Below are 11,896 nucleotides of genomic sequence, written 5' to 3' on the forward strand. Positions count from 1 at the left end.
AGATAATTTAAGCTTAATATGTGTTACAATATATATAGAAGGGAGAGTGACTTATGATAGAGAAGAAGAGAAGCAGAATAGTTAAAGATAAAAAAGATACTAAAGTTAAAAGCATATCCCCTAAAAAGAGTTTATTTTTTACTCCAGAAGAAATAGAAGAAGGAATTAACAAAATAATGGGAATAATGAATGAAAGTAAGTAACTAACCCTTTTAATATGGATTCACAATAACAAAAACATTGTTGCATACTAATTAGCTAAATAAAAATAAGGAAGATCCAATTCTTCCTTGTTTTTATTTGCTTTTGTCTTTTCTATTTTTATAACGAGGACACATCTTAGAACAACTTCCGCAACTGCTGCATTGATTGCTATTATTTTTTATTCGTCTATATATGATGTAAATAGCAGAAACAATTATTGCAGCTGTTACAAAAAACTCACCCCAATGATTAAAAGCCATAAAATTACCTCATTCCTATATTATAAAATAAAAATGAAACTATCCAAGCGGTAGCAAACTGGTAAAGCACTGAAATTAAAGCCATTTTAGTACTAAACTCCTTTTTTAAGGTTATTATAGTAGATGCACAAGGAGTATATAAAAGGATAAAAACTAGAAAACTTAAGGCTGAAGCTGAATTAAAATGTTGCATAACAGTTGATTCGAGATTACCACCATATAAAACTCCTAAGGTACCAGCAATAACTTCTTTACCCATTAAGCCAGTAAGAAGTGAAACCGAGTTTTGCCAGTTGCCAAATCCTAAAGGAGTAAATATAGGCGAAATTAGTTTTCCGATAAAGGCCAGAAAGCTTTCGTTTATATTTACCATGCCGCTAAAATTAAAGTTAGATAATAGCCATGTTATAATAGACATTGAAAATATAATGGTTCCAATTTTCTTCAAAAATCCTCTTCCTTTTTCCCATGTATGTAGAAATAATAGTTTCAAATCTGGCAGTGTGTATTCCGACAGTTCATCAATATAGGGTTCATAATTAGTTTCTTTAACTAAGAGCTTAAAAATTAAGCTGTAGAAAAAAGCTATAAACACACCAGTAGCATACATAAGCGCGAGAATAACAATTTCTTGTTGATGAAAAAATATAGTAGCAAAAAGCATATAAACTGGCAACTTTGCATTACAGGACATCAAAGGTATAAGTAGGGCTGTAATATTTCGCTCTCTTTCATCTTCAATATTTTTTGCTGCCATTAAGGCTGGTACAGAACACCCAAAGCCTATTATCATTGGCATAAAGGATTTGCCGGATATTCCCCCCATATTCATAATTCTATCCATAAGAAATGCAACTCTATTCATATAGCCACTATCTTCTAAAAAGGATAGTATAGAAAAGAGGGTAAGTATTACTGGAAGAAATACTAATACAGAACTTACGCCTGATATAACTCCATCTATTAAAAGTGACTTAAACCATGGACTTTGATGTGATAATAAACTATTAGCAAGGGGTATTGTATAGTCAAATAGCGCACTTCTTAATATATCGGAAAGCGGAGTTCCTACCCAGGAAAATACTATTTTAAAAATAAGATAAATAATACACATAAAAATAGGATAGGCTAAGTATTTGTTTAAAACAATTCTATCTATTTTTTCTGTTATACTAACTAAATTATGCTCTTTAATCTTCACACAAGAATTTAGTATTTCTTCTATATAAGAGTACATGTGTTTCTCGGTATTTATATTTTCAGGTAAAGCATTGGGCAATGAAAAGGTATTTTCCTTTATAAACTTATGTATAACTCTAATATGTTGTTTATTCAATTTATCTACAGGTATAATTTTAATTCCTAACTTATCAGAAAGATCTTCATAATTCACATTTATACCATTTCTTTTGGCTTTATGAACTGTATTTAAAATGATTAGGATTGGTATATTTAATTTTGAAAGCTGTAAAGTTAGATAAAGATTTCTCTCCAAATTTGCAGCATTTACAATGTTTATTATCAGGTCTACTCTATTTTCTTTTATATAATTGACAAATAACTCTTCAGTTTTAGAATTTGTATCAATAGAATAGATCCCTGGAAAAGCAACTAACTTAGTGTTTTTATCAATAAAGCCTTCCAGTTTAGTTATTTTAGAATTTCCTTCCTCATCTGATTTTTGTGGCACGTAAGCTATTTTATTAAAAAAGGTCTCTTGTCCAACATTAGGATTACCAATTAAAGCACAAACTGTCATATTTTGCTCCTTATCTATAAGTCATTAAATAACTACTATCTTATACGATGACTACCCGCTCTAATACTCTCATATTATATGAAACTCCTCTTCCTAGCGTCAGAGGAGTAAGCGATTCGCACCAAATCATAGATTTGGGCTCTCTGCTTAAAAGGGAGTAAAGAGCGGCTACGTCCCTGGATTCGTTCAACTAAGAATCAGATGGGTTTGAAAACCCATCTGATTCAAGTTTCCACTTCATTGCATGTTTGTGGCATACTGAAATGCACATACCACAATTTATACATAAACTTGTGTCAATGTATCCAGCTTCATTAATTATGGTGATGGCGCCCATAGAACAGAAATTTTCACATTTTCTGCAGCCAACACATCTTTCGTTATCAATTTGCAAAGATTTTTTATTCTCCATAGTACCTCCTAATTATTTTATGTATAGTAAGTTGAATTGTTGTCCATTTTTATATTAATTATATCAGTAATATGATAATCAATGAAGCTGTTTTCTATTGAAAATATTAATATGTCAATAAAACATGAATTTATTTAATGTATTATTATAAAAACATAGGATCAGGTAGGTATTTAAAATCAAATTCGCAAAAGTGTTGAGAAATCGATAAAAAAGTATTGACTAATATTTATACAGTGGTATAATCTATACATAAATTAAATTTTCAGAAAGACGATGACAGGGAGAGTAAATATAGTCAAGATTTATAGCGAGTTCGGAGTGGTGAAAGCCGAATATGAAGATTATATTGAAGAACACCCTTGAGTAGCTAACCGAAATTATTAATAGTAGGCTTAGACGTTGTGTCCAACGTTACATGGACTAGGTATCGATAGAAATGGTAAATGTTTTGTTATCTGTACCGATAAGAGATAGCTAAAAGCTAATTTAGGGTGGCACCACGGAATATATCCGTCCCTATACCGAGAGGTATAGGGACGTTTTTTATTTGTATAAACTGGGTTATAAAAAGTCATTCTAAAAAATACTCTTATCTGCAATACAACGTATTTAGCTGAGTATCGTATATCTACTAAGAGAGCTTAAAAGCTAATTTGGGTGGCACCACGGATATGTATTCGTCCCTATATCTAATAATGGATATGGAGGCGGATTTTTTATTTCTAGAAAATAACAATAAAGACATAATTACAAAGAATTTTAGCTGTAGTTTGAAGAAAGCTCTAAAATTCTGTTGATATTAATTATATTTGAAAATTTAGGAGGTAATATTATGGAAAAAGTAGAAGAAAGATTATATGCAGAACAAGTTAAAGAATCAGCTGCAGAAGAAGTCTTAGTAAAAGGATGGATTCATAAGATAATTGATTTTGGAAAGTTTGGTTTTATTCATTTAAGAGATAAAACTGGTATACTTCAATTAGTAGTAGACAAAGAAGTATTAAAAGGACTAAGACTTGAAATGAGTATAGAAGCTACTGGAACTAAAGTTGTTAATGAAAAAGCACCAGGTGGAGTTGAAATACAGGTTAAAGGATTAGAGGTAATAGGAAATACTTATTATGAAATGTTACCAATAGCAGTTAATGAATATAAGAAAAAAGCACATTTAGAAACTCAATTAGATTATAGATATATAAGCTTAAGAAATCCAAAAACTAGAGCAGCCTTTAAGGTTCAGCAGGAAATAGTTACAGCTTTTAGAGACTATCTACTAGCTAATAATTTTTCAGAAATTCATACACCTAAAATTCTAGGTGCAAGTACTGAGGGCGGTTCTGAAGTATTTACTGTAAATTATTTTGACAAAAGAGCATTCCTTGCACAAAGTCCTCAGTTCTACAAACAGATGATGGTAGGAGCTGGTTTTGAAAGAGTATTTGAAATAGCTCCAGCTTATAGAGCAGAGCTTCACAATACCTATAGACATTTAAATGAATATATAAGTCTTGACTTAGAAATGGGCTTTATAAAAGATGACAATGATATTATGGATATAGAAGAAGGCTTTATGAGACATTTATTCCAGCACTTAAGAAAGACCTGCAGTAAGGAATTGGAAATGTACAATATAGCTCTTCCAGAAAAAGTAGAGATACCAAGAATAACACTAGCAGAGGCTCATAGAATACTTTTAGAAGAGTACGGCAAGAAGTCTCCAGCAGGAAACATTGATGCAGAAGGAGAAGTTCTTTTCTCAAAATATATAAAAGAAAAGTATGACAGTGACTTTGTATTCCTAACAGCTTATCCAGTAGCAAAAAGACCTATGTATGCTATGCCAGATGAAAATGGAATGACAAAGAGCTTTGACCTTATATATAAAGGACTAGAAATAACAACAGGTGGACAGAGAATTCATGATTATGAAATGTTTAAAGAAAATATAAGAAAATTTGGATTTAATCCGGATGATTATGGTTTCTATGTGGAAAGCTTTAGATATGGTATGCCGCCTCATGGAGGATTAGCTATAGGACTAGAAAGAATGACAATGAAAATTCTTAACCTTGACAATATAAGAGAAGCTACATTACTTCCAAGAGATATGAAGAGATTAGAACCATAAGGCATCTTCAAAAAAATAACTAGTCAATCTGCTAGTCTATTTTGCGTCATACTGCGTCGACAGAACCCTTAGATAGGCTCAGCTATCTGCGGAACCTGTCTCCTTGTCTGACGCAAAATATCCGTAGCATCTTTGACTCGTTATTTTCTTTCAGATGCCTAATCAATAAAGGAGGATACGAAAATGATTAGTATAGATGATGTTAAACATATTGCAAAGCTTGCAAAGCTTAGATTCACAGATGAAGAAGCAGAAAGAATGGCTAAGGATTTTGAAGGAATACTTGAACACTTCAAGTCTATAGATAAGTTTGATTTAAGTGCAGTAGACCTAAATAAATATGAAGATGGATTAAAATCTGTTATCAGAGAAGATGAAGTTAGGGTATATGAGAATAAAGAAAAGTTATTCAAAAATGCTAAAACAATGAGAGAAACTTATATTGAAGTTCCAAAGATAATAGAGTAAGTAAGAATTAAGGTTTTTTACACCTTAATTCTTACATAAAATTCAGGAGGTTTTAAAGATGGAAATACAAGCTATGACAGCTTTTGAGATAAAAAAAGGTATAGAAGAAGGCAAATTTACTTCTGAAGAAATTGTAAAAATGCTTTTTGAAAGAATAAAAGAAGTTGATCCAAAAGTTGAAGTATATATAACACTTTGTGAAGAAGAAGCTATAAGATCAGCAAAATTAGTAGATGAAAAGGTTAGAAAGGGAGAAAAGCTTGGAAAATTTGCAGGTGTCCCTATTGCTATAAAAGATAACATTTGTACAGATGGACTAAAAACTACTTGTGCATCTAAAATTCTAGAAGATTTTATACCGCCTTATGATGCTACAGTAATCAAGAGACTTAAGGAAGAAGATGCGGTTATAATAGGAAAAGTTAACATGGATGAATTTGCTATGGGATCTTCCACTGAAAATTCAGCTTTCATGAAGACTAAAAATCCATGGGATTTACAAAGGGTTCCAGGGGGTTCCTCCGGTGGTTCTGCTGCAGTAGTTGCTGCTGGAATGGCACCAGTGTCTCTTGGTTCAGATACAGGTGGATCTATCCGTCAGCCAGCAGCTTTCTGTGGAGTAGTAGGATTAAAACCAACTTATGGAGTAGTATCTAGATTTGGACTTGTAGCTTTTGCATCCTCTCTTGATCAAATAGGACCTTTAGGAAAAACAGTTGAAGACTGTGCAATGCTTTTAGAGGTTATAGCTGGAGAAGATAAGATGGATAGCACTAGTGCTAAAGAAAAATATGATACAGACTATTTATCAGCATTAGATGGAAGTGTTAAAGGATTAAAAGTAGGTGTACCAAAGGAGTTCTTTGGTAAAGGCTTAAATGAAGAAATAAAAGCTTCTATGGAAAGTGTTATAGAAAAACTAAGAGAAATGGGAGCAATCGTTGAAGAAATATCTATGCCAATAACAGAAGAAGGACTTTCTTCCTATTATATAATATCTTCTGCAGAAGCTAGCTCAAACTTAGATAGATATGATGGAATAAGATATGGATTCAGGGCAGAGGGTTATGAATCTGTTGATGATTTAATGACTAAGACAAGAACTGAAGGCTTTGGAAAAGAAGTTAAGAGAAGAATTATGCTTGGAACTTATGCATTATCTTCAGGTTATTATGATGCTTACTATAACAGAGCCCAAAAGTTAAGAAAAGAAATTAAAAGAGAATTCGCAGAAACCTTTGAAAAATATGATTTAATATTAAGTCCAGCTTCACCAGTACTTCCGTTCTTAAGTGGAGAAAAGAGTGAAAATCCTATGGAGATGTATCTTGCAGATATATACACTGTTAATATTAATTTAGCAGGAGTTCCAGCAATATCACTACCTTGTGGCTTCAGTAAAGATGGTCTTCCAATAGGAATTCAAATTATAGGACCTCATTTTGGTGAAAAGAAAATATTAAAGGCTGCTTATGCACTTGAACAAGAAATTAAAGTAGACACTTTAGCTATAAAGTAAGCAGAAGGGAGTAAAAATTATGAGTTATGAAACAATAATCGGTTTGGAAATACACGCTGAATTAAATACAAAGACAAAGATATTTTGTAACTGTTCCACTGAGTTTGGTGCTAAACCAAACAGTAATACATGTCCAGTATGTTTAGGTTTACCAGGAACTCTACCTGTATTGAATGAGGAAGTAGTTGATTTGGCTATAAAAGCAGGTAAGGTTTTAGATTGCAAAATAAATAAATTAAATAAGATGGATAGAAAGAATTACTTTTATCCAGACCTTCCAAAGGCTTATCAGATTTCACAGTTTGATTTGCCAATTTGCAGCGGAGGGCACGTGGATTTTGAAGTAGACGGAGTTAAGAAAAGTGTACGTTTAAATAGAATTCACATAGAGGAAGATCCAGCAAAACTTATTCACTTGGAAGATGAACCATTTTCCCTAATAGACTATAATCGTGCAGGAGTACCACTAGCGGAAATAGTTACAGAACCAGATATTCATTCACCAGAGGAAGCGGTAGCTTTTCTTAAGACTTTAAAATCTTTATTAGAATATGCAGAAGTATCAGACTGTAGAATGGATCAGGGATCTATGAGATGTGATGCCAACATTTCTATGAGACCAGTGGGACAGAAAGAATTAAATACGAAGGTAGAAATTAAGAATATAAACTCCTTTAAAGAGATTCAAAAGGCATTGGAAAAAGAACAAAAGAGACAGAGTGAGCTTTATACTTATGGAGAAGGACACAAAATAAAACAGGAAACTAGAAGATGGGATAGCGCTAAAGGCAGAACTATTCCTATGAGATCTAAGGAAGATGCGGATGATTACAGATATTTCCCAGATCCAGATTTAGTTCCTATAGTTATAAGTGACAGTCAAATAGAAAATATAGAAGCTACAATTCCAGAACTTCCACCTGAGAAGAAGATAAGATTTACGGAACAATTTAAGCTTACAGAAAAAGAAGTGGAAATCTTAGTTTCTGATAAAGCTTTAAGTCATTTTTATGAAGATGTTGTGGGACTTGGAGCGGATCCTAAAACTGCTGCGAATTGGATTTTAGGTGATGTGCTTAGAGTGTTAAAAGAAAAAGAAATTGAAGCTAGTGAGATGACTTTAAAGGCAGAAATACTTTGTAAGCTGATAAAGTTAATAGGAGAAGGAAAAATAAGTACAACAGCAGGAAAAGAAGTATTTGATGAAATGTTTGAAACAGGAAAAGACCCAGAAGAAATAGTAAAAGAAAAGGGACTTTCACAAATAAGTTCATCTGACGTACTTGAAAAAATAGTAGATGAAGTTTTAGCAGCGAATCCAAAATCTATAGAAGATTACAAGAGCGGAAAACTTCAAGCAGCAGGATTCTTAATGGGTCAGGTAATGAAAATGAGTAAAGGCCAGGCAAATCCAAAGGTAGCTAAAGAACTTGTTGATGCAAAATTAAAAGAACTTTAATGAAATAAAAACTTGAACCAGGTGGGGAGCAAAGAGCGGCTAGTCATCAGATGCAATTATAAAAATACTCGCAGAGTTTGAACTGCGAGTATTTTTTGTTTTATTTTGAATAGATGGATATGGCATATAATAAAAGCTAAAGATAATACTGTTATCGGAAGGAGTGTGAATAGTAAATGGAATATAAATTGGAACATAATCTGTACGAAAATAGGTGGCACATATTACCGGTGATTTTATTAGGACCATTGATGGCAACATTAGACAGCAGTATTGTAAATGTAGCTCTTCCTGACATGTCACAAAAGCTTTCTGTTGGAATCAATACAATTCAATGGGTAGTAACAAGTTATCTGATTGCAATTTCTGCTCTAATTTTAATTTTTGGAAGAATAGCTGATATAATTGGTAAAGCTAAAATTTTTCAATATGGCTTTGTAATATTTTCAGTAGGTTCTCTTCTCTGTGGATTTTCGAAAAATGTAGGATTTCTAATTTTTTCAAGAATTATTCAAGCAGTGGGAGCTTCTATGACAATGTCTTCAAATCAGGGATTAATTGCAGCAATATTCCCACCAAATGAGAGGGGAAAGGCACTAGGACTTTCTGCAACAACTGTGGCAATAGGCACTATGATGGGACCACCTTTAGGAGGAATAATGGTAGAAATTTTTAATTGGGAAACTATATTTTGGATTAACGTACCAATAGGAATAGGAGCATTTTTTTTAGGAAGAAAAATGCTGCCAAAGGAAGAAAGAAAAGAAAGTAAAGATAGTTTTGATTTAAAAGGAGCTATTTTATTTATGTCTTTTGTTGTATCATTATTTTGGGCTATGTTAAGTGGAGAAAAACTAGGCTGGATGAACAAATATATTATTGTAAGTTTTATAGTTGCAGTTGCTTCTTTTTTTAGCTTCTACTTTGTAGAAACAAAAGAGAAAAGCCCTATGCTAGATTTTTCTATGTTTGATAATAAAATTTTCAATGTAAGCATATTTTGCGCCTTTGTTTCTTTTATGGTAATATTTTGTTATAACATAATTAATCCTTTTTATCTTCAATATATTATGAATATATCTCCAGCTAAAGCGGGAATACTTATGATAGTCTATCCAATAAGTGCAGGTATTATTGCTTCAATGAGTGGGGATATTTCAGATAGACTTGGCAGCGAAATTACTACTTTTTGGGGGTTATTAGTGACAACTATTGGGCTTGTGTTACTTAGTTTTTTGAATACAAGTTCTACATATATTGACATAGTAACTAAAATTGCTATATTAGGCTTTGGCAATGGGTTATTTCAGTCACCCAATAATACAATAGTAATGTCTTTAGTTCCAAAGAATAAGTTAGGAATAACAGGAAGTATCAACGCATTAGTGAGAAATATGGGTATGGTGTTTGGGATAGCCTTTTCTGTTGCCTTACTTTATAATAGGATGAGTCATTCAATAGGGTATAGGGTTGTGAATTTCGTGCCTGGAAGACCAGATGTTTTTATTTATGCTATGAAGTTTGTATATTTATCGGCAGCAAGTATATGCATAATAGGAATAATTTTAACTTTTCTTAGAATTATGGAAAAGAGAAAGCGGGAACTCCTAATTCGTTAGAAAATAATTATAAACTAAGAATCAGATCAAGTTTTATCACTTATCTGACTCTTAGTTTATAATTATTCTGCTAATTCATTTAATTTTAATGCCAGAGAGTTTAAACTCTGCAATGCAGCGTCCATATGTTGAATTTGAGACAGCTGCTCTTTAAAAGTATCTGTTGTTGATGTAATACCATGAGAAATATTATGTACTGAATTTTCTATTTTAGTTAGAGTACTATTTATTTCATTTATGGATTTGCTGCTTGAACTAGATAATTTTCTAATTTCATTTGCTACTACAGAAAAACCTCTTCCTTGTTCACCTGCTCTAGAAGCTTCTATAGCTGCATTTAGACCTAAAAGATTAGTTTGAGAAGCTATATTTCTAACAAAGTTAAGCACCTCATCTGTATTTTTAGCATTGTCAGCAGCTTGTTGTACTTCAGTTAAAATAGTATCGTTAGCACCTACAGCAGACTCAATTCCATTTGAAATTAAACTTGCAGCTTTAGATATTTCACTTAGGGAATCAGATAAAGTCTTTGATAGATTTAATATTTCATAGTGTCTTTTTAAACTTTTAACAAGAACAATGCTTCCTATAATAGTTCCTTTGTCATCCTTTACTGGAATTCCTATAGCTTTAATCTCTACTCCGAATACTTCCTTTGGAACTATTGAAGAAACCACCTTTTTTGCTTTAATACACTCATAGGCAGCACCACCTGGTCTTAAAGGATCACCTGGCTTTGCGTTCATATTTATATTTTTGCTATTTACAACTTTTACAAAATGTTCTGTTGTTGACATAGTAAAAGCTAGTTCGTCTTCAAAAAAATACTGCATATAAGGAATCATTTCGTTAAAAGCTTGTTGTAACTTATTTTCAATTTTAAGGTCGCTCACAGTTATCCCCCCAGAAAATTTTAATGGATTAGTATGTTATTTTAATCAGATTGTAATGTGTATTCATATATATAATAACACAATATTTAATAAGAATCAGTAACACTTTTATATTGAATTCATATACTATTACTATACATGAGAAAAAGATTTAAATAAACAAACTGCTTTTAAAAATTAGTAAACTATAAGTTAATAAGGAGGGTTTTTATATGTCACACAGAAAGTGTTGTAGAAGAAAATTTGACAGATGCGGATGCGGATTTGAAGGTAGATTTGGAAACAATTGGATATGCTGGATAATAGTAGCTATATTAATATGCAATTGTAATGGCGGCAGAAGATGGTGCTAACTAAAAGTTAACAGTAAACTACATCCGATGAAGTTTATACATTAACTATAGTATAAAGTAATTAATTAAAAATAGCATGATTTTGGGGAAATGAGAAATTCATTTCCCCTTTCATTTTAATTAAAAAGTATATTTTCTAAAGAATCTAAATCCAAAATAGTAATAATGTTTTTATCAAAGTCTAATATGCCCTCGTCCTTCATATTAATAAGCTCTCTAGAAAGAGATGGTCTAGGAATACCAAGTTGTTCTGCCATCTCTTTTTTTGTACATTTCAAAGAAATTGTTAGCTTATTCATGGCTTTATATTCATCTAAAACATATGAAGCAATCTTTTGTCTTATTGTTTGATAGGATATATTTCTAAGCTTATTGTTTAGCATAAGTATTTTATTAGATAAAAGGGTCATAAAGTTACTCAAAAATTCAGAGTTTAATTTGCATAGTTTCAATACATTTTCTTTAGATATATACATGATTTGACAATTAGTTGAAGCGACTATTGTAGCGGGATAGGCACTCTTGTTAGAGAATATTATTACCTCACCAAATATATTTCCAACTTCTAAATTTGACATAGTTATGGTTTTGCCAGAAGCGTAAATTTTTTGAACTTCTACACCACCTTTTATGACTACACCTATGCTAGAACAGTAAGAATCTTCTACTGCAATAATTTCCCCCTTTGAAAAGTTATTCATAGTATAATTTATACTTTCCAATGTTTCTTTTATGATTTCATCTGAAAATCCCTTCATGAGAATGCACTGCGTTAATGATTTTATAATTTCCTTCATAGAGTTGTCCTCCTATTTGCTA

The 11,896-nt window shown here is 31.9% G+C and carries 12 protein-coding genes and 1 other annotated feature; of the genes, 7 read left to right on the forward strand and 5 right to left on the reverse strand.

What is annotated here, in order from left to right:
* Positions 1 to 53 precede the first annotated feature (53 nt).
* Positions 54 to 203, forward strand: a complete 150-nt coding sequence (locus CLMAG_RS32660; protein ID WP_161487024.1) for a hypothetical protein — start codon at positions 54 to 56, stop codon at positions 201 to 203.
* A 93-nt stretch (positions 204 to 296) separates the two neighbouring features.
* On the opposite strand, the gene CLMAG_RS31125 is transcribed toward CLMAG_RS32660, so the two are convergent.
* The 3 genes from CLMAG_RS31125 to CLMAG_RS23775 all read right to left on the reverse strand — a co-directional run bounded on the left by CLMAG_RS31125 (position 297) and on the right by CLMAG_RS23775 (position 2,635).
* The gene (locus CLMAG_RS31125) at positions 297 to 464 is read right to left on the reverse strand and encodes a FeoB-associated Cys-rich membrane protein (protein ID WP_073393017.1); all 168 of its coding nucleotides are present in this window, start codon (positions 462 to 464) and stop codon (positions 297 to 299) included.
* A gap of 4 nt (positions 465 to 468) precedes the next feature.
* Positions 469 to 2,223 (reverse strand): ferrous iron transport protein B, encoded by a 1,755-nt coding sequence (gene feoB / locus CLMAG_RS23770; protein ID WP_066628483.1) that lies wholly within the window; start codon positions 2,221 to 2,223, stop codon positions 469 to 471.
* Positions 2,224 to 2,413: 190 nt separating this feature from the next.
* Entirely contained in the window at positions 2,414 to 2,635 is a 222-nt protein-coding gene (locus CLMAG_RS23775) for a 4Fe-4S binding protein (protein ID WP_066628486.1), read from the reverse strand.
* A gap of 267 nt (positions 2,636 to 2,902) precedes the next feature.
* Positions 2,903 to 3,159: a binding site (T-box leader), on the forward strand.
* A 311-nt stretch (positions 3,160 to 3,470) separates the two neighbouring features.
* Here CLMAG_RS23775 and aspS point away from each other — a divergent pair.
* The 5 genes from aspS to CLMAG_RS23800 all read left to right on the forward strand — a co-directional run bounded on the left by aspS (position 3,471) and on the right by CLMAG_RS23800 (position 9,831).
* Positions 3,471 to 4,766, forward strand: a complete 1,296-nt coding sequence (gene aspS, locus CLMAG_RS23780) for an aspartate--tRNA(Asn) ligase (RefSeq protein ID WP_066628489.1) — start codon at positions 3,471 to 3,473, stop codon at positions 4,764 to 4,766.
* Between the two features lie 183 nt (positions 4,767 to 4,949).
* A complete protein-coding gene (gene gatC / locus CLMAG_RS23785; protein WP_066628492.1) occupies positions 4,950 to 5,234 on the forward strand; it encodes an Asp-tRNA(Asn)/Glu-tRNA(Gln) amidotransferase subunit GatC in 285 nt (94 codons plus the stop codon).
* Between the two features lie 58 nt (positions 5,235 to 5,292).
* Positions 5,293 to 6,753: an Asp-tRNA(Asn)/Glu-tRNA(Gln) amidotransferase subunit GatA gene (gene gatA / locus CLMAG_RS23790; protein WP_066628501.1), complete on the forward strand. Its 1,461-nt coding sequence runs from the start codon at positions 5,293 to 5,295 to the stop codon at positions 6,751 to 6,753.
* A 19-nt stretch (positions 6,754 to 6,772) separates the two neighbouring features.
* On the forward strand, positions 6,773 to 8,212 hold the full coding sequence (gene gatB, locus CLMAG_RS23795; RefSeq protein WP_066628508.1) for an Asp-tRNA(Asn)/Glu-tRNA(Gln) amidotransferase subunit GatB: 1,440 nt from the start codon (positions 6,773 to 6,775) through the stop codon (positions 8,210 to 8,212).
* A gap of 176 nt (positions 8,213 to 8,388) precedes the next feature.
* Entirely contained in the window at positions 8,389 to 9,831 is a 1,443-nt protein-coding gene (locus CLMAG_RS23800; protein ID WP_066628510.1) for an MFS transporter, read from the forward strand.
* 62 nt (positions 9,832 to 9,893) lie between these two features.
* On the opposite strand, the gene CLMAG_RS23805 is transcribed toward CLMAG_RS23800, so the two are convergent.
* Complete coding sequence (locus CLMAG_RS23805) at positions 9,894 to 10,724, reverse strand: methyl-accepting chemotaxis protein (protein ID WP_242873123.1); 831 nt, start codon at positions 10,722 to 10,724, stop codon at positions 9,894 to 9,896.
* Between the two features lie 212 nt (positions 10,725 to 10,936).
* Between CLMAG_RS23805 and CLMAG_RS33080 the strand changes: the two genes are divergently transcribed.
* Positions 10,937 to 11,077, forward strand: a complete 141-nt coding sequence (locus CLMAG_RS33080) for a hypothetical protein (RefSeq protein ID WP_169809815.1) — start codon at positions 10,937 to 10,939, stop codon at positions 11,075 to 11,077.
* Between the two features lie 116 nt (positions 11,078 to 11,193).
* On the opposite strand, the gene CLMAG_RS23810 is transcribed toward CLMAG_RS33080, so the two are convergent.
* Entirely contained in the window at positions 11,194 to 11,874 is a 681-nt protein-coding gene (locus CLMAG_RS23810; RefSeq protein ID WP_066628513.1) for a Crp/Fnr family transcriptional regulator, read from the reverse strand.
* Positions 11,875 to 11,896: the final 22 nt, after the last annotated feature.

This window comes from Clostridium magnum DSM 2767 (genome assembly GCF_001623875.1).
Lineage (GTDB): Bacteria > Bacillota > Clostridia > Clostridiales > Clostridiaceae > Clostridium_AM > Clostridium_AM magnum.

Bases quoted from the DNA above. Each gene is read 5' to 3' on its own strand.
- CLMAG_RS32660 (WP_161487024.1), top strand. From the start codon at position 54: ATGATAGAGAAGAAGAGAAGCAGAATAGTTAAAGATAAAAAAGATACT.
- CLMAG_RS31125 (WP_073393017.1), bottom strand. From the start codon at position 464: ATGGCTTTTAATCATTGGGGTGAGTTTTTTGTAACAGCTGCAATAATT.
- feoB (WP_066628483.1), bottom strand. From the start codon at position 2,223: ATGACAGTTTGTGCTTTAATTGGTAATCCTAATGTTGGACAAGAGACC.
- CLMAG_RS23775 (WP_066628486.1), bottom strand. From the start codon at position 2,635: ATGGAGAATAAAAAATCTTTGCAAATTGATAACGAAAGATGTGTTGGC.
- aspS (WP_066628489.1), top strand. From the start codon at position 3,471: ATGGAAAAAGTAGAAGAAAGATTATATGCAGAACAAGTTAAAGAATCA.
- gatC (WP_066628492.1), top strand. From the start codon at position 4,950: ATGATTAGTATAGATGATGTTAAACATATTGCAAAGCTTGCAAAGCTT.
- gatA (WP_066628501.1), top strand. From the start codon at position 5,293: ATGGAAATACAAGCTATGACAGCTTTTGAGATAAAAAAAGGTATAGAA.
- gatB (WP_066628508.1), top strand. From the start codon at position 6,773: ATGAGTTATGAAACAATAATCGGTTTGGAAATACACGCTGAATTAAAT.
- CLMAG_RS23800 (WP_066628510.1), top strand. From the start codon at position 8,389: ATGGAATATAAATTGGAACATAATCTGTACGAAAATAGGTGGCACATA.
- CLMAG_RS33080 (WP_169809815.1), top strand. From the start codon at position 10,937: ATGTCACACAGAAAGTGTTGTAGAAGAAAATTTGACAGATGCGGATGC.
- CLMAG_RS23810 (WP_066628513.1), bottom strand. From the start codon at position 11,874: ATGAAGGAAATTATAAAATCATTAACGCAGTGCATTCTCATGAAGGGA.